We start from the raw sequence: 20,483 nt of genomic DNA on the forward strand, positions 1-20,483 counted from the left end.
GCCTCAGGGGTGCAGGGCGGGCCGGTAGACGAGCTCCAGGATGCGGCCGTCGAGCGTGCGGCTCTCGATCAGCTCGAGGTCGAAGTCGGGCGCGCCCCGGAAGATCGGGTCCAGCCCCGTCCGGCCGGTGATCACCGGGAAGAGCGTGACCTGCACCCGGTCCACCAGGCCGGCCGCCATCAGCGCCCGGTTCATCGACAGGCTGCCGTGCGAGCGCAACGGCACGTCCGACTCCTCCTTGAGCCGGGCGACGACCTCGACGGCGTCGCCGCGGGCCAGGGTCGCGTCCGGCCAGTCGAGTGCTCCGTCGAGGGTGCTCGACACGACCGTCGCCGGCAGGTTCACCATCCTCGTGACCCACGGGTCGCGCACCTCGGACCCGTCCGTGCTGTCGGCCAGCATCCCGGCGAACGCCCGGTAGGTGGCGGCCCCGAACACCATCCGCTGCCGCTCGCCGTACTGGGCGTAGCGGTGCTCGAGGAGTTCGGGGCCCTGCTTGCCCCAGTAGCCGGTCCAGTCGCCGCCGGCGGCGCCGTAGCCGTCGAGGCTGGAGAAGACGTCGAAGGTGTAGGTGGCGGTCATGTCGCTCTCCTCGGGGTGCCGTCGATCACGGGTCGCACATGCAGACTCGCGGCACCGCCGAAACTCATCGACCCCCGGCGTTCGCCCGCTCAGCGCCAGCCGAGGGCGGGGGCCACATGGGTCAGGACCGAGGAGAGCAGGTGGGCGTTGTAGTCCACGCCGAGCTGGCTGGGCACCGTCAGCAGGAGCGTGTCGGCCGCGGCGATCGCCTCGTCGGCGGCCAGCTCCTTCACCAGCACGTCCGGCTCGGCGGCGTACGTGCGCCCGAAGATGGCCCTGGTCGTCGCGTCGATGAAGCCCACCTGGTCCGAGCTCGCGCGCTCGTGACCGAAGTACGCGCGGTCCGTCTCGTTGACGATCGGCATGATCGAGCGGCTCACCGACACCCGCGGCTCGCCCTCGTGGCAGGCCTCCTTCCACGCCTCCCGGTAGGCCGCGATCTGCTCGGCCTGCTGCACGTGGAACGGCTTGCCGTTCTCGTCGTCCTTGAGCGTGGAGCTCATCAGGTGCATGCCCAGGCCGGCGGCCCACTTCGCGGTGGCGTTCGAGCTGGAGCCCCACCAGATGCGCTGCCGCAGCCCCTCCGAGTGCGGTTCGAGGCGCAGCAGGCCGGGCGGGTTGGGGAACATCGGCCGCGGGTTCGGCTGCGCGAACCCCTCGCCGCGCAGCACGTCGAGGAAGACCTCCGCGTGGCGGCGCGCCATGTCCGCCTCGGTCTCGCCCTCGGCCGGCTGGTAGCCGAAGTAGCGCCAGCCGTCGATCACCTGCTCGGGTGATCCCCGGCTGATGCCGAGCTGCAGCCGGCCGCCCGCGATGAGGTCGGCCGCGCCCGCGTCCTCGGCCATGTAGAGGGGGTTCTCGTAGCGCATGTCGATGACGCCGGTGCCGATCTCGATCCGGCTGGTCCGCGCGCCGACGGCCGCCAGCAGCGGGAACGGGCTGGCCAGCTGCTGGGCGAAGTGGTGGACGCGGAAGTAGGCGCCGTCGGCACCGAGCTCCTCGGCGGCCACCGCCAGCTCGATCGACTGCAGCAGGGTGTCGGACGCGCTGCGTGCCTTCGAGTACGGCGACGACGACCAATGCCCGAAGCTCAGGAAACCGATCTTCTTCATACCGGTCTTCAACCTTCCGCGCGTCAAGGACATTCCTGGACCGGCCGTCCCGGCTCACGCGAGGTCGCGGCGCCGCAGCCCGTACCCGCCGAGGAGGGCCAGCAGGACGGCGAGCGCCGTCAGCACGAGCGTGGCCACCGGGGCGAACGTGCCCAGGGGGTGCCAGGGCAGGTGGGACAGCACGGAGGTGTTCGCCAGCCAGGCCGGCACCCCCGCGTACGGGCCGAAGACCTGCACGAGCGCGCTGTAGAGGAACACCGCCCAGGCGGCGGCCATCGCGCGCGGGGCCAGGCCGAGCAGCGCGGCGGGCAGGGCCAGCAGCACCAGCACCTCGGGCAGGCGCAGCAGGCTCGCCCCCGCCACCTCGGCCACCAGGCCCGGCTCGCCGGTGGAGACGGCGGCGCCGAGGCCGAGGCCCGCGCCGTAGACGGTGAGCAGGAGGAGCGCGCCGAGCGCGGTGACCGCCAGGGACGCGGTGAACCAGGCCGAGCGGCTGGTCGGCCCGGCCAGCACGGGCTGGACGCGGCCGTGCGCCTCCTCGGCACGCAGCCGGGCGGCCGACAGCAGCACGAACACGCCGGTGTAGAGCGAGCCGGTGAACACCATGAGGCTCAGCCAGCCGCGCACCACGTCCGCGCCGGGAGAGAACAGGCCCAGGTCGATGCCGGTCATGCCGCCGCTCATGCCGCCCATGGCCAGGCCCGCGGCCAGGAACGCGGCCGCCCACCAGGCGATGGACGCCTGCTGCAGCCGCCAGGCCAGCCCTAGCGGGGAGCGCAGCCACGACGGCGCGGCGGCCTGCCCGGGGCGGGCGGCGATCAGGGCGGCGCCGAGGTCGCGCTGCCCGGCCAGCCGGTAGGCGGCGGCGACCAGCAGCGCGGCGAGCGCCACCGGCAGGGCGAGCGGCCACCAGCGGTCGCCGGCCAGCACCCTGGTCTGCTGCGCCCAGCCGATCGGCGACAGCCAGAACAGCGGCCCGCCCTGCTGGTCCTGCAGCGCTCCGGCGCCGCGCACGAGCCACGCCGCGAACAGCGCCGCGCCCGCGATCCCGCTGGCGCCCCGGGGCTGTTCGGTGATCTGCACGGTGACGGCGGTGAGCGCCGCGAACACCAGCCCGGTCGCGGCCAGGGAGAGGCCGAACAGCAGCGCGCTGCCCGCCGGGAAGCCGACGCTGATCGCGGCGGCGGCGGTGAGGGCGGCCAGCGCCGTGTTGCCGATGGCGGAGACGATGAGGGCGGCGGTGAGCTGGGCGTGCCGGCCCACGACGGCGGCCCTGATCAGCTCGGCCCGGCCGGTCTGCTCCTCGGCGCGGGTGTGCCGGGTGATGAGCAGGATGTTCATCAATGCGGCGGCCAGCAGGAACTCCACCCAGTAGGCGGCCAGGAAGTAGCCCTGCGGGGTGACGGGCCCGTCGCCGAAGACCGGCCCGGCGAGCACCCGCATGAACGACGCCCTGATCATTTGCGCGGCCTCGGCCCTGGCCTCCGGAGTCGGGGCGACGATGGTGGCGGCGGCGTAGTAGAAGCGCGGCACCATGGCGGCGATGGCGATCAGCCAGATCGGCAGCTTGATCCGGTCGCGGCGCAGCGCCAGCCGGAGCATCGCGGCGGTGCCTGTCAGATGGGTGCCCGTCAGATGGGTGCCGGTCGGCTGGGTGCTGGTGGCGGTCATGCGGCGGCCTGCTCGGTGCTGTAGTGCCGGAGCATGAGCTCCTCCAGCGTCGGCGGGTGGCTGACCAGCGAGCGGATGCCGAACGTGGTCAGGTGCCGGACGGCGGCGTCGAGATGCCGGGTCTCGACGCTGAAGCGCACGTCCAGGCCGTCCACGGCCGCCTGGTGCACGCCGGGCAGCCCGTCCAGGCCGGTGACCGGGGCGGCGGTGGTGGCCACGATGCTGGTGCGGGTCAGATGCCGCAGCTGCTCCAGCGTGCCCGACTCCACGGTACGGCCGGAGCGGATGATGGTGACGCGGTCGGCCAGGTTCTCCACCTGGGCGAGGATGTGGCTGGATAGCAGGATCGTCCGGCCGGCCGCCTTGGCCTCGGCCACGACCTGCTGGAAGACGGCCTCCATCAGCGGGTCCAGGCCGCTCGTCGGCTCGTCCAGGATGAGCAGCTCCACGTCGGCGGCGAAGGCGGCGACGAGGGCGACCTTCTGCCGGTTGCCCTTGGAGTAGGTGCGGGCCTTCTTCCTCGGGTCCAGCTCGAAACGCTCGACCAGTTCCTTCCTGCGCTTGACGTCCAGGCCGCCGCGCAGCCGGCCGAGCACGTCGATGACCTCGCCGCCGGTCAGGTTGGGCCACAGCTCGACGTCGCCCGGCACGTACGCCAGCCGGCGGTGCAGCCGCACGGCGTCGGCCCACGGGTCGCCGCCCAGCAGCCGGGCGCTGCCCGAGGTGGCGCGGATCAGGCCGAGCAGGATGCGGATGGTGGTGCTCTTGCCCGCGCCGTTCGGGCCGAGGAAGCCGTGCACCTCCCCGGTCTGGACGGTGAGGTCGAGGCCGTCGAGGGCGCGGGCCGGCCCGTAGGCCTTGACCAGCCCGGACACGGCTATGGCGGCGGTCATGAGGTGCTCCTGGCGGGGTGGTGTGCGGTGACCGCGGCGTCGAAGTCGCGATCGGGCAGCGTCCTGTGCAGGTTCAGCAGGGCTTCGGCCTGCCAGCCGACCACGTAGCGGGTCTCGGGCCGGTCCGACTCGACCGCCTCGACGATCGTGGCCGCGACGACGCCGGGGTCCGAGGCCGGGCTGTCCGGGTCGTTCATGGCGGCTTCTGCGGCCTGGGCCATGGCCTCGGCCATCCGGTGGTAGGGGCCCTGGCCGGAGATCTCGCGGAGCTGGCGGGCCGATCCGGCCTCGAAGCCGGTCCTGATGATGCCCGGCTGGATGACGACGACGTCGATGCCGAACGGCGCGACCTCCATGCGCAGGGTGTCGGAGAACGCCTCCTGGGCGTGCTTGGAGGCGTAGTACCAGGCGCCGAGCGGCAGGGCCAGCTCGCCGCCGATCGAGGAGACGTTCACGATCGTGCCCGAGCGCCGGTGGCGCATGAGCGGCAGGACGAGCTGGGTCAGCCGGGCCGGCCCGAACACGTTCACCTCGAACACCTCGCGCGCCATCGCGAGCGGCGTGTCCTCGATGGCGCCGTGCACGACCGTGCCGGCGTTGTTGACCAGCACGTCGATGCGGCCGTGCGCGTCCACGATCGTGCGGACGACCCTGTGCAGGTCCTCCTCTTTGGTCACGTCCATGGGCAGGGCGTGGCCTCCTGCCTCGCGCAGCGCGCCCATCAGGTGGGCGCGTCGCGCGGCGCCGTACACGACGTGGCCGGCGCGCAGCAGCTCCCGTGCGGTGGCCTGGCCGATTCCGGACGAGGCGCCGGTGACCAGGCAGACCTTGGCTGACATGGGCAGAGATCCCTTCTGGGTGAACGTCCCTTCGTTCACGCAGAGGGAAAAGCTACGGACGCCATCAGGAATCGGGCAAGGAGCGAAAAGCATCACCGCAGGTCATAGCGATTCGATTGGTGTCATGACGGTGTCGGCAAACGCAACACCTCGGCCGCGGCTGTCGCGATGAGGTGGTGCCGGCGGCATACTGGGGGCGCCGCCGCAGGACGTTCCAGGAGGGCGCATGCCGCGAGGCCACCTGTCGTACGAGGAGCGCCGCACGATCGCCGAAGGGCTGCTCAACGGGCTGGCGTACGCCGAGATCGCCCGCCGCCTGGGCCGCCCGCGCTCCACCGTCGGCCGCGAGATCGCCCGCAACGGCGGCCCGCACGGCTACCGCGCCGCCCACGCGCAACGGGCCGCCGAATGGCGCGCCCGCCGCCGCCCCAGTCCTGTCCCCGGCCCGCCGGCGGCCACGACCGACCGGCGCGACCCGGAGGCGGTGCGCGCGTTCGAGGAGCTGCTCACCGAGCGGCTGGGCGGCATGCCGCCGATGGCCGCCCGGGTGCTGGCCTGCCTGTTCACCAGCGACACCGGCGACCTGACCGTCGCCGACCTCACCGAACGGCTGCGCGTGAGCCCCGCCTCCATCTCCAAAGGCGTCGGCTACCTCGAACTGATCGGCCTCATCCGGCGCGAACGCGACAACCGGCGCGAGCGGTACGTCATCGACGACGAGGTGTGGTACCACGCCTGGCAGGTGGGCGCCCGGTCGATGATGATGTGGGCCGAGACCGTCCGCGTGGGCGTCGACGTGCTCGGCGCCGACACCCCGGCCGGCCGCCGCCTCCGCACCGCGAGCCGCTTCTTCGACCTGCTCAGCACCGACATGGCCCTCGCCGCCGAGCACTACCGGCAGACCTTCGCCGGCGACCAGGACACCGCGGGGGAGTGAGCCCCCTCGGCCACGGCCCGCGCGCCCGGCAGGTGCGCACGCGGGCCGGCGCCGTACGTCCTCGGCCTGTCCTGCCGCCGGAGCAGGGCAGGGATCCTCTGTTAGGATACGACTGTATCCAAACAGGAGATGAGGTCACCATGCGCGTGCCTGACCGTCCGTCCGGCTTCACCAGCGACGCCGCCCGCGACAAGTACCACGCCGCCTACGACCGGTTACTGCGCGAGCTGTGGCCCGTTCCGGTGGACGCCTTCGACGTGGAGACCCGCGCCGGGAGCGTGCGGGCCTACCGGGCGGGGCCGGTCGAGGGGGATCCGGTCGTTCTGGTGGCGGGTGCCGGGGGGAACGCGCTGGCCTGGTACCAATACGTCGAGCCGCTGGCGCGTACGCGTCCGGTCCTCGTCCTCGATCCGCTCGGCGAGCCCGGCCGGTCCGTGCAGACGCGGCCGCTGGAGTCCGGTGCCACGGTCGGGGGGTGGATCACCGACGTGCTGGTCGCGGCCGGCGCCGAGCGGGCGCACCTGGTGGGGTTCTCGGCGGGCGCGTGGGCCGCGGTGGAGCAGCAGCGCGGCGGCGGGGGCCGGGTCGCGGCGCTGACGCTGGTGGATCCGGGCGGGTTCGGCCCGATCACCGGGCGGTTCCTGCGGTGGGCCGTCGTCGGCGCCGTCTGCTCCATGCTGCCCCGCGTGCTGCGGCACCGGCTCGCGGGCGTGGCGGGCAACGGCGTGCTGCGCGAGGACGCGCTGATCGAGCTGATGCGGCTCGGCTTCTCCTACCGCCGGCGGGTGCCCGTCCCGCCCGTCTACACCGACGAGCAGCTGCGCGAGCTGACCGTGCCCGTGCAGGTGCTCCTCGGCGCGCGCAGCACGCTGCTGGACGCCCGGGCGGTGGCCGCGCGGCTGGCCGACGTGGTGCCGTCGTGGCGGGTGGAGATCGTGCCCGGCACCGGACACTCGCTGTCCGTCGAGGCGGCGGACCTGGTCATCGAGCGCATCCTCGGCTTCCCCCGCCAGGCGCGGCCCGCCGGTGCGGCGCCGGCGCACGGGTAGGTCACCGGCATGCCCAAGCAGGTGGATCATGACGAGCGGCGGCGCGAGCTGACCGCGGCGCTGCTGCGCATCGCCAGTACCCGCGGCCTCCAGGCGGTCTCGATGCGGGAGGTCGCCGCCGAGGCCGGGGTGTCGCTGCGCGTCGTCCAGTACTACTTCGCGAACAAGCAGGCCCTGCTGGAGTCGGGCCTGGCGGAGCTGGGCGCGCGCATGAACCGCAGGGCCAAGCAGCGAGCCGCCGCAGCGATCGAACCGGTGGGGGGTGAGCGGGTGGAGGGTGAGCCGTCAGTGGGCGAGATGACGGCGCGGGCCGTGCTCGCCGCCGTTCTCGGTACGGTCGTGCCCTTCGACGAGCAGAGCAGGCTCGACTCCATGGCCTGGACCGCCTACTACACCGCCGCCCTCACCGATCCGGTGCTGGCCGCGGCCGGGCTCACCCTGCCGAACGCCCTGGAGAGCTTCCTCACCAAACGGCTGGCCGCCGCCCAGCAGGCCGGGGAGATCGCCCCCGACCGTGACCCGCGGATCGAGGTCGCGGGGCTGCTCGCGCTGGCCAACGGCCTGACCTCCAGCGTCCTGAGCGGGCAGCGCAGTTACGAGGACGCGACGGAGATCATCGAGTATCACCTGGACCGGCTGTTCGGGCCGGCCGATGGACTGAGCCGCGCTCGCGTGCCCTCCGGCGAGGGCTCGGCTGGACGGATTTCCGGGCATTGACAGGCCGCCCTCACCATATGTCCAGCCGTGTGCTGATATTTCGGAAATGTAGGGACCATAGGGGGCGTGAATCTCAACGGTCGTACATTCGTGATGGTCAGCTCGACGGCGAGCGCGGTGAACCCCGACAGCCCCACCAGGTTCCAGTACTGGGAGGCCGACGAGGTCGTGTGGGGCGAGTACACCGGCGACACGGTGACCCACGGGCGCTTCGTCGGCACCCGCGACGGCGACCAGGTGTCGATCGCGTACGCGCACGCGCTGGTCGCCGGCGGCAAGGCGGGCGGGCAGAGCACCAGCCGCATCGAGACCGGCGACGACGGGCTGCTGCGCCTGGTGGAGGAGTTCAGGTTCGACGGGGACGACACCCTGCACGTGAGCGTGTGCACCGAGGTCGCCTGAACCGAGCCTGGGTGACCTGAGCAGGGCCTGAGCAGGGCCCGATCCGGGCCCGGCCGGCAGCCTAGTCGTCCTTGCGCAGGGCGGCCCGGCCCTCGGCGGCGCCGACGAAGCGCATCTTGCCGAGCGGCACGTCGCCCTGCGCCTCCTGCGCGGGCCGCCGCTGCTGCCGGGCGCGGTCGCGGGCCGGGTCGCGGTCGCTCGGCAGCACGTACGGCCGCCTGAGCACCTCGTCCAGGATGAACACGGTCTCGGTCGCCTTGACGGCCGGGATGTTGGCCAGCCGGTCGGTCACCATGGTGTGCACGGCGGCCACGTCGGAGACCCGTACCTGGATCATCGCGTCGTGCTGGCCGGTGGTGATCGCGCAGTACTCCACCTCCGGCATCCGGGCCAGCTCGGCCCTGAACTGCTTCCACATCTGCTGGCGCACGGTCACGAAGATCAGTGCCGTGATGCCGAGCCCCGCCCTGACGTGGTCGATCTCCGCCGTGAACCGTTTGATCGCGCCGTCGGCGCGCAGCGCCTCGAAGCGGGTGTAGGCGTTGGCCCGGGAGATGCCCACCCGTTCGGCGAGCGCCGCGACGGAGATCCTGCCGTTCTCGCGCAGGACCTCAAGGATCTTCAGGTGGATGTCGTCGAGCTCGAGACCGATGCCGATCCGTCCAGGCTGACCGCCACCGCTGACACCATTTCTGGAAATTTCACTCATCATTACCTCATCGACCTTTATATACGTCTAGCCGACCGCACAGTCCCTGGACGTTCTGCCGCACAATCCTCGACATCCTTCTGCCGAACGTCCAATTTTGGAGGACACTCATGGCGACCCGCTCCCAGACGGCGGCCGTGCTGCTCGCCGGTGCACTCGCCCTGGCCGCCTGCGGCAGCGGCGGCACGTCACAGACCCCCGCTGCCGCAGGCGGCGGCGGGAAGACCCTCGTCATCGACACGTCCTTCGACCTGAAGACCGCCGACCCCGGCCGCACGTACGAGCCGACCGGGCTCATCGTCGGCAAGGCGGTGTACGAGACGTTGCTCACGTTCGACGGGGCCGACGTGACCAAGCCGGTGCCCGCGCTGGCGGAGTCGTACGAGCTGTCGAAGGACGGCAAGACGCTGACGCTCAAGCTCAAGCAGGGCGCGACGTTCGCCGACGGCGCGCCCGTGACGGCCGACGACGTGGTGTTCTCGCTGACCCGCGTGCGCGACATGAAGGGCACGCCGTCGTTCCTGCTGGACGGCGTCGAGGTGGCCAAGACCGACGACACGACGATCACGCTGACGTCGAAGACGCCCAACCCGGCGCTGCCGTTCATCCTGCCGAACCCGGCGCTGGGCATCCTCAACAGCAAGGTCGCCAAGCAGAACGGCGCGACCACCGACGCCCAGGACAAGGCCGAGCAGTACCTGAACGGGCACTCGGCCGGCTCGGGCCCGTACACGATCGAGTCGTTCAACGTGAGCAGCCAGGTCACGCTCAAGGCGAACCCGAAGTACTACGGCACCAAGCCCGCCTACGACAAGGTCGTCATCCGCAACGTCGAGGCCGCCACCCAGAAGCTGAACGTCCAGCGCGGCGACAGCCAGGTGGCGCTCAACCTGTCGGGCGACCAGGTGACCGGCATGCCCGCCACGCTCCAGGTGAAGAAGACCGCCTCGGCGAACGTCATCTTCCTGCTGGCCAACCAGGACTCCGCGATCAGCAAGACCACCACGAACGCCAAGTTCGTCGAGGCCGTGCGCAAGGGTGTCGACTACGCGGGGCTGCTGGAGCTGGCCGGCGAGGGCTCCACCCAGGCGCCGGGCGTGATCCCGTCCCAGATCCTGGGCGCGCTGCCCGCCGACCAGGGCGCCAAGCGGGACGTCGAGGGCGCCAAGGCGGCGCTGGCCGCCAGCGGCCTGGCCAACCCGACCGTGAAGCTGGAGTACCCGAGCGAGCTGACCGTCAACGGCCTGTCGTTCCAGCCGCTGGCCGAGCGGATCCAGGCCAACCTCAAGGAGGTCGGCATCACCGTCGACCTGCAGCCCGCGCCGGTCACCACGGCTCTCGACAACTACCGCAACGGCAAGGAGGAGATGGGCCTGTGGTACTGGGGCCCCGACTACCCGGACCCCAGCGACTACCTCGCCTTCCTGCCCGGCAAGACCGTCGGCCTGCGCGCCGGATGGAAGGAGGGCGCGGCCAAGGAGATCGAGGAGGCGGGCGCCAAGGCGGCCACCGCGATCGGCGACGAGGCCCGCAAGACCGCCTACGCCGACGTGCAGACGAAGCTCAACGCCTCCGGGCCGTTCGTGCCGCTGATCCAGCCGAGCCAGAACATCGTGTCGGCCGCCTCCGTGACCGGCCTGGAGTACCACCCGGTGTGGACCGTGGACGTCGCCGACCTCGGCGCGAAGTAGGGGCGGTCCGCGTTGCCTCCGCTCGCGCGGTTCCTCATCCGCCGCGTCCTGCTGGCCGTCCTGATGGCGTGGGGCATCACGCTGGTGACGTTCGTCCTGACGAACCTCGTCCCCGGCGACCCCGTGGCCGCCAACCTCGGCCAGCGGGCGCTCGGCGACCCGGCCATCGTCGCCCAGTGGCGGGCCGAGCACGGCCTGGACAAGCCGCTCTGGCAGCAGTACCTGCTCCACCTCCAGGGCCTGGTCCAGGGTGACCTGGGCACCAGCCAGCAGAGCCACCGCCCCGTCAGCCAGGACCTCGCCGAGTTCGTCCCGGCGACGCTGGAGCTGGCGGGCGCGGCCATCCTGGTCTCGCTGGTGCTGGGCGTGGCGTTCGGCGTCATCGCCGCGCTGCGCCGCGACCGCCTGTCGGACCACGCGCTGCGGGTGCTGAGCCTCGTCGGCATCTCGGTGCCGACGTTCTGGCTGGCGCTGGTCGCGTTCTACGTGTTCTTCTACCGCCTGCAGATCACCCCGGGCAGCGGCCGGGTGGACGCCGCCCTCGGCGGCGCCCCCGCCGTCACCGGCCTGCAGACGGTGGACGCGCTGCTGGCCGGCCGCTGGGACATCTTCGCCTCGGCCGTCGGCCACCTCATCACGCCCGCGCTCGTGCTGGCGCTCTACACGATCGGCCTGCTCACCCGCTTCACCCGCTCGGCGGTGCTGGAGGTGCTCGGGCAGGACTACGTGCGCGCCGCCCGCGCCAAGGGCCTGCCCGGCCGGACCATCCTGTTCCGGTACGTGCTGCGCTCCGCGCTGGTGCCCATCATCACCGTGGCGGGCCTGGCCTTCGGCAGCCTGCTGTCGGGCACCGTCCTGGTCGAGGCGATCTTCGCCTGGCCCGGCATCGGCCAGTACGCGTACAAGAGCGCCACCACCCTCGACCTGCCCGCCGTCATGGGCGTCGGCCTGGTCGTGGGCATCGTCTACCTCGTCATCAACCTGGTCGTGGACGTCCTGTACGGCGTCATCGACCCCCGAGTGAGGCTGCAATGACCCGCGTGAGTCTCCTGGGCAGGCTGCCCGAGGCGTGGCGGCAGCCGCTGGCAGTCGCCGGCGCCGTGCTCGCGCTGCTGTGGCTGGTCGTGGCGCTGGCCGCGCCCTGGCTCGCCCCGCACGACCCGCTCGCCCAGGAGCTGCCCCGGCTCGCGCCGCCCGGGCCCGGCCACTGGTTCGGCACGGACCAGCTCGGCCGCGACATCCTGAGCCGCGTCATGTACGGGGCGCGCGTGTCGATCCCGCTGACGCTGCTGCTGGTGGCCCTGTCGGTGCTGGTCGGCGGCCTGCTCGGCGCGTGCGCCGGCTACTTCGGCCGCTGGGTGGACGAGACGATCATGCGGGTCGCGGACCTGGTGTTCGCGTTCCCGACCGTGATCCTGGCCATGGTGGTGGCCGCCGCGCTGGGCGCGAGCCTCACCAACGCGGTGCTGGCCGTGCTGGTGGTCGCCTGGCCCGCCTACGCCCGCGTCACGCGCGGGCTGGTGCTGGGCGTGCGCGAGCGGGAGTTCGTGCTGAGCGGGCGGCTGCTGGGCTTCTCCGTGTGGCGCTCGCTGCGCGTGGACGTGCTGCCGAACATCACCGGGCCCGTCCTGGTGCTGGCCACGCTCGACATCGGCACCGCCCTGCTGCTGCTGTCCGGGCTGTCGTTCCTCGGCCTGGGCGCCAAGCCGCCGTCGCCCGAGTGGGGCGCGATGGTGGCCTCCGGCGTGGAGGTCTTCGACAGCTGGTGGGTGGCAACGTTCCCCGGGCTGGCCATCCTGACCGTCGTGCTGGCGTTCAACTTCCTGGGCGACACGCTGCGCGACGCTCTCGACCCCCGCACGGCCCGCGCGATCAAGGAGCGTGCGCTGTGACGCTGGACATCACCGGCCTGCGGGTCTCGATCGGCGGCAAGGAGATCCTGCGCGGCGTGGACCTGCGGCTGCAGGCCGGGCGCGTGCACGGCCTGGCAGGAGAGAGCGGCTCGGGCAAGACGATGACCGGGCTGGCCACGCTCGGTCTGCTGCCGCACGGCGCCCGCACGACCGGCTCGATCCGGCTCGGCGAGCGCGAGCTGCTGACGCTGCCGCCCAAGGAGCTCAACCAGGTGCGCGGCGGCCGGATCGCCATGGTCTTCCAGGACCCGGCGACCAGCCTGCACCCGATGCTGACCATCGGCACGCAGCTCACCGAGCACATGCGCCACCACCTGCGGCTGGGCAAGGCCGAGGCGAAGGCGAGGGCCGTGGAGCTGCTGGGCAAGGTCCGCATCCCCGGCCCCGAGGAGGCGTACGGGCGCTTCCCGCACCAGTTCTCCGGCGGCATGCGGCAGCGGATCGCGATCGCCATCGCGCTGGCCTGCTCGCCGGAGGTGCTCATCGCCGACGAGCCCACGACCGCGCTCGACGTGACCGTGCAGGCCGGCGTGCTGCGGCTGCTGCGCGGCCTGTGTGACGAGCTGGGCCTGGCGGTGCTGCTGGTCACGCACGACCTGGGCGTCATGTCGGCGGTGGCCGACGAGGTGAGCGTCATGAAGGACGGCCTGGTGGTCGAGTCGGGGCCGCGCGGCCGGGTGCTGCGCGAGCCGGAGCACCCCTACACGCGAGCCCTGCTGGACTCCCTGCCCGATGCGGAGTTGCGATGACGAGCCTGCTGACCATCGACGACCTCGTCGTCGAGCACCGCTCACCGGGGCGCCCGGTCGTGCGGGCCGTGGCCGGCGCCAGCCTGACCGTACGGCCCGGCGAGGTCGTCGGCCTCGTCGGCGAGTCCGGCTGCGGCAAGTCGACGCTGGCCCGCGCCGTCTGCGGGCTGAACCCCGTCACCGCCGGCTCGATCGACTTCGACGGGCAGCCCGTCACCCCGCTCGGGCTGCGCCGCCGCAAGCTGACCGGCATCCAGATGGTGTTCCAGGACCCGTACGCGTCGCTGAACCCGCGCCGGCGCGTCGGCGACCAGATCGCCGACGGCCTGCGCACCGCCCGCGACACCGCCACCTCCCCGGCCGACCTGCTGGAACGCGTCGGCCTGCCGCGCGAGTTCGCAGGGCGGCACCCGCACGAGTTCTCCGGCGGCCAGCGGCAGCGCATCGCCATCGCGCGGGCGCTGGCCGCGCGGCCCCGGCTGCTGATCGGCGACGAGCCGATCTCCGCCCTGGACGCCTCCGCGCAGGCGCAGGTCGCCCGGCTGATGCGGGACCTCGCGGTGGAGTCGGGGGCCGGGCTGCTGTTCATCAGCCACGACCTGTCGGTGGTGCGGCTGATCGCCGACCGGATCGCGGTCATGTACCTCGGCAAGATCGTCGAAGTGGGCGACACGGCCGAGGTGTGGGCGAACCCCCGCCACCCGTACACGCGAGCGCTGCTGGCGGCCATCCCGCAGCCGGACGGGCTGGGCGTGCTGCCGGAGGAGCTGCCCGGCGACGTGCCCGACCCGGCCAGCCCGCCGTCCGGCTGCCGGTTCAACCCGCGCTGCCCGCTGGTGATGGACGTGTGCCGCGACAAGGAGCCGGACTTCGGGCCGGTGGCCTGCTGGCTGCACGAGCCGAAGTGACCCCCGAGGCGGGGGCGGCGGTGACGCCCGAGGAGGTGGGCGCGGCGCGGGCCGTCGCGGCGCGGCGGGCCATGGCGGAGGCGGGGATCGACGCGCTCGTGCTGCGGCCCTCGCCCGACTTCCGCTTCCTCGGCGGCGGACAGGGGCCGTTTCTCGTCCTCACCCAGGAGGCGATGGCCGAGACCGCGGACCCGGCCGCGCTGGTGCCGCAGGGGGCGCGGCGGGTCGGGGTGGATCCGGAGATGCGGGTGCGCGAGCTGTTCGGGCTGGCCATCGAGGCCGAGCTGGTGCCCGCCGCCCCCGTGCTCGCGCCGCTGCGGCTGCGCAAGGAGCCGTACGAGATCGAGGCGCTGCGGCACGCGGTCGCGGCGGCCGAAGGCGTGCTGGCGCGGGTGCCGGAGCTGGCCTGGTTCGGGGAGACCGAGCGGGCGATGGCCGCGCGGCTGCGCGCGCTGCTGCTGGAGTCCGGCTGCGAGAAGCCGCTGTCGGTACGGGTCGCCGCCGGCGAGCACACGGCGCGGCCCGCCCATCTGCCCGCGCACCGCGTGATCAACCCGGGGGACGCGCTGGGCGTGTCGGTGTGCGGCCGGTGGGGCGGCTACTGCGCGGAGGCGGCCCGGGTCTTCGTGGTGGCCGAGCCGCCGGAGGACTTCGAGGCGATGTACTCGGTGGTGCTCGCCGCCCACCGGGCGGGCCTGGCCGCGCTGCGTCCCGGCGTCCCGGCCGGCGCGGTCGCCCGCGCGGTGGCCGAGGTGATCGACGGCAGCGGGTACGGGCGGTTCGCGGCCCCGCACGCCGGCCGCGGCATCGGCCTCGCCCTCGACGAGGGGCCGGGCGCGGAGACGACCCTGGAGCCGGGGATGACGTTCTGCCTGGAGCCGGCCATCCACGTGCCGGACCTGTTCGGCGCCAGGGTGGCGCACGTGGCGCTGTGCGCGGAGGCCGGCGCGCTGCCGCTCGGCACGGCCCCGCACACGCTGCACGTCCTCGACCGCTAGCCCTTTTACTTGATGGCGCCCGCGCCGATGCCCTTGACGATGTGCCGCTGCGCCATCAGGTAGAAGATCACGACCGGCACGATCGAGATGGTCGTGGCGGCCAGCAGGATCTGCTGCTGCGGCGTCTCGGCCGAGGTGAACGCGGTCAGGCCGCGCTGGATCGGCATGAGGGAGTTGTCCTCGAACAGGACGAGCGCCATCAGGTACTCGTTCCAGGCTCCCAGGCCCTGGATGACGGCCACGGCGGCCAGGCCGGGGCGGGCCAGCGGCAGGATCACGTTCCAGAAGACGCGCAGCGGGCCGGCGCCGTCCAGCGCGGCCGCCTCCTCCAGCGCGCGGGGCTGGCCGGCGAAGAAGCCGCGCATGATGAGCGTCGACATCGGGACGCCCGACGTGATGAGGATCAGCACGTAGCCGACCGGGTTGTTCGTCAGGTTCAGGGAGATGAGCAGCTTGTACTGGGCGAGGAACATGGCGGGCGCCGGGATGATCATCACGGCGAGGATGACGAACGTGAACACGCCCTTGCCGGCGAAGTCGAGCCGCGCGAGCCCGTACCCGGCGAGGCTGGACACCAGCAGGATGCCGGCGACCGCGCACCCCGTGTAGAGCACGCTGTTGCGCAGGTAGACGCCGAGATCACCCTGCACCCACGCGGTCACGTAGTTGTGCCACTGCGGGTCGGCGGGCAGGAAACTCCGGTTCGACAACAGCTCGGTCAGGCTCTGCAGGGAGCCCGACACCATCCACAGCAGGGGGAACAGCGCGATGAACGCGGCGACGGCGAGCAGCCCGTACAGGCCGATCTTGTGCGGGGGAATCCGGCTCATATGCGGGACCTCCGCCGGGTGATCGCGAGCTGGAGGACGGACAGCAGCACGAGCGCGCCGCCGAAGATGACCGACATGGCCGCGGCGCTGCCGTAACGCCAGTTCACGAACGCCTCGTTGTAGATCGCCAGGGTCGGCACCATCGTGTGGTGGCCGGGCCCGCCGTTCGTCAGCACCTGCACCGTCCCGAAGATCTGGAGGGCGGCGAGCAGCGTGAGCAGGCTGACGATCGAGGTGACCGGGGCCAGCTGCGGCCAGGTGACGAAGCGGAACTTCGACCAGCGGTTCGCGCCGTCGAGGTCGGCCGCCTCGTACAGCTCCTTCGGGATGTCCTGCAACCCCGCGAGGAAGAGCAGGAAACCGAACCCCCAGTGGAACCAGACGAACACCGCCGCCACCACCGGCAGCGCGACGTCCGGGTCACCGAGCCAGTTCTGCCCGGCCACGCCCACCAGGGCGAGCAGCCGGTTGAGCACGCCCGAGCCGGGCGCCAGGATGAAGGAGAACAGCAGGCCGACGACCACGACCGACAGCACGCCCGGCAGGTAGAAGACCGTGCGGAAGAACGTCCTGCCCCGGACGACGGTGTTGACCGCCAGCGCCATGACCAGGGCGACGCCGTTGCCGGCGACGAACCCGACGACGCCGAAGAACACGACGTTGCGCATCGACGCCCAGAAGACCGGGTCGGAGGCGACGAAGGCGTAGTTGTCCAGCCCCACCCAGGGGGTGTCCGGGCTGACGCCGTCCCACGACTGGAAGCTCAGCAGGATCGCCTGCGCGAACGGCGTGATCGTGAAGACGCCGACCAGCGCGATGGCCGGGCCGAGGAACGCCCAGCCGATCACGTTGCGCCGCAGGGCGTGCCCGCGGCGCGACGCGGGCACCGCGAGGGACCGCGTCGTCATGACGTGCGGTCCTGCGCCGCCTGGATGGTGGCCAGCGCCTCGTCCACCGTCGTCTCACCCAGCACCAGGCGCTGCGACTCCGCCCTGATCGCGGTGTTCACGTCCGGCGTGAACGTCGTGGACATGACCTGCATGCTCTGCACGCCGGCGGCGAAGCCCTTGAGCTGCCCGGGGATGTCCGTGCCGGCGAGCAGCTCGGGGTTGCTGGGCAGGATGCGGGCCGTCCTGGCGAACACCGCCTGCTGCGCGGGCTCGGTCAGCCACTTCACGAACGCCAGCGCCTCCTTGGCATGCTTGCCCCTCGGGTTGATCACCGCGCCCTTGCCGGGCAGGCCCGGCGAGCGCGGCTCGTGGACGGCGCCGGGCGCCTTGGGCACCCCGGTGGAGAAGTAGTCCTCGAACTCCGGGTTCGTGCGCAGGCCGACCGACACGCCGGGGGCGGCGTCGAAGATGGCGCCCGTCGCCTTCGTGAAGAAGGCCGACTCGACGTTCGGATGGTCGTCCTGGCCGCCGGGGATGGAGTCGTTCGCGAGGACGCCGGCCCGCTTCAGGTCGAGCAGGAACTGGAAGGCGTTGCGCCAGCCGTCCTGCTTCCAGCTCGCCTTCCCGTTGAGCGTCGCCTCGATCTCGGCGTCGGTCAGCCAGTTCGAGGCGAGGGCCTGGATGATGTTCGGGGTCTGCGAGGCCGCGACGGAGAACGTCGCCTTCTTCGCGGCGAGCGCGTCGATGAACTCCTTCGTCGTCGCCGGGGGCTTGTCCGCCGACATCCCGGTCAGGGCCGGGTTGACGAGGAAGCCGTACGTCTGGGTCTCCCAGTGCACCGAGTAGACGCCCGGCTTGACCCCCAGGTTGTTGCCCGCCTGGAACGTCGACATCTTGAGCACGGCCGGGCTGAAGTTCCTGCTCCACCCGGCGTTCAGCTCGGCGGACAGGTCCATCGCCCAGCCGGCCTTGTAGAACGGCGCCATCTGCGTCGCGTCGAACGACGAGTAGACGTCCGGCATGGACCGGGACTGCGCCTTGGCCTGCAGCTTGGGCAGGTAGTCGGCCGGCCCGGGGGACTCGATCGTGACCTTGACGCCGGTCTTGCCGGTGTACTGCCGGGCGAGCTGCGTGAGCGCGGCCTCCTGGCCGCGCGACTGGTTCATGAACGTCAGCTCGACGGGCCCGCCGGTCGGTTCCTCGGCGGACGAGCAGCCCGCGAGCGCCAGCGCCAGCGAGGCCGCCACGGCGGTGGCGCGTACGGAGAGATGTGTGCCCATGGTCCTCACCTTTGGGAGCCTTGGATGCCTTGGATGCCTTGGATGCCTTGGTCGGGGAAGCGGATGGGATGGTGGCCGGCCGGTTCCGCGGTGATCAGCCAGCCGTCGGGGGGCTCTGCCCCCTGGTCCAGCGCCGCGACGATGTGCGCCATCGCGGCGAGAAGTCCTCCGTTCGCCGGCAGGTAGATGGTGAGGAACCCCGGCAGCTGCGGGTTGTGCCCGTTGGGGAGGAACACGTTCTTGGGCGAGGGGAGCAGCAGGGCGTCGAGGGCGCGGCCGACGTCGCCGAGGCGGGCCGCGGTCATCGCCATGACCGGGTAGTCCCAGCCCCAGCTCGACTGCAGATCCCAGTGCTCCCAGACGGCGTCGAGCGTGGCCGCCATCGTGGCCGGGTCCACCAGGTCGGTGTCCGGCAGCCAGCCCAGCGCCATCAGCATGGACGGGTGGTCCTTGCGGACGAGTATCGGGGGCGTCGCGAGCGCGGCGTACGTGCCGTCGGGCAGCACGGCCGGCCGGCGCATGTTCCGCGCCACCCGCGCCCACTCCTCGTCCGGTTCGAGGCCGAGCCGGGTACGCCACTCGTTCGCCACGCCGAGCGCCCACGACCAGTACGCCAGCTCGAACGTCGGGTCCGCGTTCGTCGCCCGGTCCAGCAGGTAGCTCTCCTGCGCGGGGATGAGCGGCGGCGGCAGCACGTACGATCCGTCGCGCTCCTCGGCGAAGTCGGCCATGAACGCGGCCGTCGCCTCGACCAGCGGGTAGTGCTCGCGCAGGAACTCCGCCCCCCGGCCCTCGGCGCGCAGCAGCTCCAGCAGGTGGATCACGTGCGGCTGCTGCCACAGCAGGAAGACGCCGATGTTGCTGGGCGACTCGCGCGCCGACGGGTCGGTCTGCTTCGGCCAGCGGGCCCCGCGATACCCCTGCCGCCGGGCGGTCTCCCGCGCCGCCTCCAGCGCGCCGTGGTACCAGCGCAGGCTGCGCTCCAGCAGGTGGCCCCGCCCCCACAGGGGGAAGTGCGCCGCGTGCCACCAGTGCATCTCCAGGTGGAACTTGCCCGACCACGTGTTGTACGTCAGCCCTGACTCGGCGGGAGGCGTGGCCCCGGCGCAGTTGACCGCCGTGAGGTACTGCGACAGGACGATGCGGCGCTCCAGCTCGCGGGCGCGCGGGTCCGTGCTGCCGTCGAGGCTGATCGCGGCGCCCGTGCTCCAGTGCTCGGCCCACCAGTCCCGCGCGGCCCGGCTGACTTCGGCGAAGCCGTCGTCCGGTTGCCGGTCCTGGTCCGGCGTCAGGGTCACCACCACTTCGAGAACGGTGCCGTCCGTGCGCGCGACGGCCGACTCCGCCCCCTCCTGGAGGCTTCCGGTGGTGCGGACGGCGACGTCGTAGGCCAGCGCCTCCACCGTGCGCCGCGCGGTCCAGTGCCCGGGGGCGTGCCGGTCCCAGACCGTCTTCTGCTCCGGCGGCAGCTCGAACGCGGCCAGGTCGTCCGGCTGGTCGTCGAACACCCAGACGACGCCCCACCCGCGCGGCAGCAGGCCGGACTCGACCCGCACCGCGAAACGGTGCTCGCGCGGGTCGGCGACCGTGGTGACGCGGACCTGCTCGCCGTCGAGCACGTACGCGGCGTGGATCGTTCCCGTCCACAGGTCCAGCTCGGTGCGGACGTCCGCCAGCAGCGCCGGGTCGCCCGGGCCCGTCCCGTCGGGGCCGACCAGCGCGAGGCGGCCGAGGTGGGCGCGGCGCGGGTTGAAGTGGAACCACGCGCCCGCCACGAACTCCTCGGCGATCGGGTCGCCCGGCCGTTGCAGGCCCATCCGGTCGAGGTAGGGGACCGGGCCGCGCGGCGTCTCGTACAGCGTGACCGCGTCCTCCAGGCGCAGTTCTCGCGCGGCGCGCGTCTCGTACCAGCCCCAGGTGGACTGGGTGCGCAGCGGGATCTGGAAGTCGCCGGCGTCGAAGGCGCGCGGGCGCTGCTCCGGCAGGCCGGACAGCCCGTCGCGCACGACCCGGTGCGGGTCGGGGACCAGCTCGTGGAAGGACGGGAACGTCTGCAGCCCGGAGACGTCGACCGTGAGCGCGATGTCGCCGTTGCCGACCGTCAGGACGCCGGCCGGGTGCGCGGACGTCAGCACGGGGTTGTGCCGTCGTACGAGCCGGCGGCGGTCGATTGCTTGGGGCATCCTCGTCTTTCCTCTTGCTGTTCCAGTCTCGGCCGCGGCGGCTGCGGGGGCCGGGGTACGACACGCGCGTGCCGGTCGAACGGGGTCACGGACGCGCGGCTCGCGACCGGCGCTCCGCGCTCGCACGGCA

Annotated in this window: 20 protein-coding genes; 10 read left to right on the forward strand and 10 right to left on the reverse strand. The window is 72.5% G+C overall.

Annotated features, from left to right (window positions below; genetic code table 11):
- Window positions 1-3: 3 nt before the first annotated feature.
- From KIS93_RS02535 to KIS93_RS02555, 5 genes are all read right to left on the reverse strand, one after another.
- Window positions 4-582: a dihydrofolate reductase family protein gene (locus KIS93_RS02535; protein ID WP_080037880.1), complete on the reverse strand. Its 579-nt coding sequence runs from the start codon at window positions 580-582 to the stop codon at window positions 4-6.
- An 89-nt stretch (window positions 583-671) separates the two neighbouring features.
- Complete coding sequence (locus KIS93_RS02540; protein WP_080037881.1) at window positions 672-1,694, reverse strand: LLM class flavin-dependent oxidoreductase; 1,023 nt, start codon at window positions 1,692-1,694, stop codon at window positions 672-674.
- Between the two features lie 54 nt (window positions 1,695-1,748).
- Window positions 1,749-3,365, reverse strand: coding sequence for an ABC transporter permease (locus KIS93_RS02545; protein WP_080037882.1), 1,617 nt, complete (start codon window positions 3,363-3,365; stop codon window positions 1,749-1,751).
- Complete coding sequence (locus KIS93_RS02550) at window positions 3,362-4,258, reverse strand: ABC transporter ATP-binding protein (protein ID WP_080037883.1); 897 nt, start codon at window positions 4,256-4,258, stop codon at window positions 3,362-3,364. Before KIS93_RS02550 ends, KIS93_RS02545 begins: the two co-directional genes overlap by 4 nt.
- Window positions 4,255-5,097, reverse strand: coding sequence for an oxidoreductase (locus KIS93_RS02555; RefSeq protein WP_080037884.1), 843 nt, complete (start codon window positions 5,095-5,097; stop codon window positions 4,255-4,257). Before KIS93_RS02555 ends, KIS93_RS02550 begins: the two co-directional genes overlap by 4 nt.
- A gap of 226 nt (window positions 5,098-5,323) precedes the next feature.
- Between KIS93_RS02555 and KIS93_RS02560 the strand changes: the two genes are divergently transcribed.
- The 4 genes from KIS93_RS02560 to KIS93_RS02575 all read left to right on the forward strand — a co-directional run bounded on the left by KIS93_RS02560 (window position 5,324) and on the right by KIS93_RS02575 (window position 8,202).
- Window positions 5,324-6,034, forward strand: a complete 711-nt coding sequence (locus KIS93_RS02560) for a helix-turn-helix domain-containing protein (RefSeq protein ID WP_080037885.1) — start codon at window positions 5,324-5,326, stop codon at window positions 6,032-6,034.
- Window positions 6,035-6,174: 140 nt separating this feature from the next.
- Window positions 6,175-7,083 carry an alpha/beta fold hydrolase gene (locus KIS93_RS02565; protein ID WP_080037886.1) on the forward strand — a complete coding sequence of 303 codons (909 nt, stop codon included), beginning with the start codon at window positions 6,175-6,177 and terminating at the stop codon, window positions 7,081-7,083.
- Between the two features lie 9 nt (window positions 7,084-7,092).
- The gene (locus KIS93_RS02570; protein WP_080037887.1) at window positions 7,093-7,800 is read left to right on the forward strand and encodes a TetR/AcrR family transcriptional regulator; all 708 of its coding nucleotides are present in this window, start codon (window positions 7,093-7,095) and stop codon (window positions 7,798-7,800) included.
- Between the two features lie 66 nt (window positions 7,801-7,866).
- The gene (locus KIS93_RS02575; RefSeq protein ID WP_230466082.1) at window positions 7,867-8,202 is read left to right on the forward strand and encodes an avidin-fold protein; all 336 of its coding nucleotides are present in this window, start codon (window positions 7,867-7,869) and stop codon (window positions 8,200-8,202) included.
- Window positions 8,203-8,263: 61 nt separating this feature from the next.
- Here KIS93_RS02575 and KIS93_RS02580 read toward each other — a convergent pair whose 3' ends face one another.
- The gene (locus KIS93_RS02580; protein ID WP_080037889.1) at window positions 8,264-8,911 is read right to left on the reverse strand and encodes an Lrp/AsnC family transcriptional regulator; all 648 of its coding nucleotides are present in this window, start codon (window positions 8,909-8,911) and stop codon (window positions 8,264-8,266) included.
- A 110-nt stretch (window positions 8,912-9,021) separates the two neighbouring features.
- On the opposite strand from KIS93_RS02580, the gene KIS93_RS02585 reads away from it, so the two are divergent.
- From KIS93_RS02585 to KIS93_RS02610, 6 genes are read left to right on the forward strand one after another with little or no spacing between them, the layout of a single operon-like run.
- Entirely contained in the window at window positions 9,022-10,602 is a 1,581-nt protein-coding gene (locus KIS93_RS02585; protein ID WP_080037890.1) for an ABC transporter substrate-binding protein, read from the forward strand.
- Between the two features lie 12 nt (window positions 10,603-10,614).
- Window positions 10,615-11,637 (forward strand): ABC transporter permease, encoded by a 1,023-nt coding sequence (locus KIS93_RS02590; protein WP_080037891.1) that lies wholly within the window; start codon window positions 10,615-10,617, stop codon window positions 11,635-11,637.
- On the forward strand, window positions 11,634-12,494 hold the full coding sequence (locus KIS93_RS02595; protein ID WP_080037892.1) for an ABC transporter permease: 861 nt from the start codon (window positions 11,634-11,636) through the stop codon (window positions 12,492-12,494). The genes KIS93_RS02590 and KIS93_RS02595 overlap by 4 nt, the downstream gene beginning before the upstream one ends.
- A complete protein-coding gene (locus tag KIS93_RS02600; RefSeq protein ID WP_080037893.1) occupies window positions 12,491-13,264 on the forward strand; it encodes an ABC transporter ATP-binding protein in 774 nt (257 codons plus the stop codon). Before KIS93_RS02595 ends, KIS93_RS02600 begins: the two co-directional genes overlap by 4 nt.
- The gene (locus KIS93_RS02605) at window positions 13,261-14,172 is read left to right on the forward strand and encodes an ABC transporter ATP-binding protein (protein WP_080037894.1); all 912 of its coding nucleotides are present in this window, start codon (window positions 13,261-13,263) and stop codon (window positions 14,170-14,172) included. Before KIS93_RS02600 ends, KIS93_RS02605 begins: the two co-directional genes overlap by 4 nt.
- Window positions 14,169-15,170: a M24 family metallopeptidase gene (locus tag KIS93_RS02610; RefSeq protein WP_230466084.1), complete on the forward strand. Its 1,002-nt coding sequence runs from the start codon at window positions 14,169-14,171 to the stop codon at window positions 15,168-15,170. Before KIS93_RS02605 ends, KIS93_RS02610 begins: the two co-directional genes overlap by 4 nt.
- A 5-nt stretch (window positions 15,171-15,175) precedes the next feature.
- Here the strand turns inward: KIS93_RS02610 and KIS93_RS02615 are convergent, their stop codons facing one another.
- From KIS93_RS02615 to KIS93_RS02630, 4 genes are read right to left on the reverse strand one after another with little or no spacing between them, the layout of a single operon-like run.
- On the reverse strand, window positions 15,176-16,000 hold the full coding sequence (locus tag KIS93_RS02615; protein ID WP_080037895.1) for a carbohydrate ABC transporter permease: 825 nt from the start codon (window positions 15,998-16,000) through the stop codon (window positions 15,176-15,178).
- Window positions 15,997-16,908: a carbohydrate ABC transporter permease gene (locus tag KIS93_RS02620; protein WP_080037896.1), complete on the reverse strand. Its 912-nt coding sequence runs from the start codon at window positions 16,906-16,908 to the stop codon at window positions 15,997-15,999. Before KIS93_RS02620 ends, KIS93_RS02615 begins: the two co-directional genes overlap by 4 nt.
- Complete coding sequence (locus KIS93_RS02625) at window positions 16,905-18,170, reverse strand: ABC transporter substrate-binding protein (RefSeq protein WP_080046620.1); 1,266 nt, start codon at window positions 18,168-18,170, stop codon at window positions 16,905-16,907. Before KIS93_RS02625 ends, KIS93_RS02620 begins: the two co-directional genes overlap by 4 nt.
- A gap of 5 nt (window positions 18,171-18,175) precedes the next feature.
- Window positions 18,176-20,353, reverse strand: a complete 2,178-nt coding sequence (locus KIS93_RS02630) for a hypothetical protein (RefSeq protein ID WP_080037897.1) — start codon at window positions 20,351-20,353, stop codon at window positions 18,176-18,178.
- Window positions 20,354-20,483: the final 130 nt, after the last annotated feature.

It is taken from the genome of [Actinomadura] parvosata subsp. kistnae, assembly GCF_900323885.1.
Lineage (GTDB): Bacteria > Actinomycetota > Actinomycetes > Streptosporangiales > Streptosporangiaceae > Nonomuraea > Nonomuraea composti.

Excerpts from the sequence above, each read along its gene's own strand:
- KIS93_RS02535 (WP_080037880.1), bottom strand. The coding sequence starts at position 582 with ATGACCGCCACCTACACCTTCGACGTCTTCTCCAGCCTCGACGGCTAC.
- KIS93_RS02540 (WP_080037881.1), bottom strand. The coding sequence starts at position 1,694 with ATGAAGAAGATCGGTTTCCTGAGCTTCGGGCATTGGTCGTCGTCGCCG.
- KIS93_RS02545 (WP_080037882.1), bottom strand. The coding sequence starts at position 3,365 with ATGACCGCCACCAGCACCCAGCCGACCGGCACCCATCTGACGGGCACC.
- KIS93_RS02550 (WP_080037883.1), bottom strand. The coding sequence starts at position 4,258 with ATGACCGCCGCCATAGCCGTGTCCGGGCTGGTCAAGGCCTACGGGCCG.
- KIS93_RS02555 (WP_080037884.1), bottom strand. The coding sequence starts at position 5,097 with ATGTCAGCCAAGGTCTGCCTGGTCACCGGCGCCTCGTCCGGAATCGGC.
- KIS93_RS02560 (WP_080037885.1), top strand. The coding sequence starts at position 5,324 with ATGCCGCGAGGCCACCTGTCGTACGAGGAGCGCCGCACGATCGCCGAA.
- KIS93_RS02565 (WP_080037886.1), top strand. The coding sequence starts at position 6,175 with ATGCGCGTGCCTGACCGTCCGTCCGGCTTCACCAGCGACGCCGCCCGC.
- KIS93_RS02570 (WP_080037887.1), top strand. The coding sequence starts at position 7,093 with ATGCCCAAGCAGGTGGATCATGACGAGCGGCGGCGCGAGCTGACCGCG.
- KIS93_RS02580 (WP_080037889.1), bottom strand. The coding sequence starts at position 8,911 with ATGAGTGAAATTTCCAGAAATGGTGTCAGCGGTGGCGGTCAGCCTGGA.
- KIS93_RS02585 (WP_080037890.1), top strand. The coding sequence starts at position 9,022 with ATGGCGACCCGCTCCCAGACGGCGGCCGTGCTGCTCGCCGGTGCACTC.
- KIS93_RS02595 (WP_080037892.1), top strand. The coding sequence starts at position 11,634 with ATGACCCGCGTGAGTCTCCTGGGCAGGCTGCCCGAGGCGTGGCGGCAG.
- KIS93_RS02605 (WP_080037894.1), top strand. The coding sequence starts at position 13,261 with ATGACGAGCCTGCTGACCATCGACGACCTCGTCGTCGAGCACCGCTCA.
- KIS93_RS02615 (WP_080037895.1), bottom strand. The coding sequence starts at position 16,000 with ATGAGCCGGATTCCCCCGCACAAGATCGGCCTGTACGGGCTGCTCGCC.
- KIS93_RS02620 (WP_080037896.1), bottom strand. The coding sequence starts at position 16,908 with ATGACGACGCGGTCCCTCGCGGTGCCCGCGTCGCGCCGCGGGCACGCC.
- KIS93_RS02625 (WP_080046620.1), bottom strand. The coding sequence starts at position 18,170 with ATGGGCACACATCTCTCCGTACGCGCCACCGCCGTGGCGGCCTCGCTG.
- KIS93_RS02630 (WP_080037897.1), bottom strand. The coding sequence starts at position 20,353 with ATGCCCCAAGCAATCGACCGCCGCCGGCTCGTACGACGGCACAACCCC.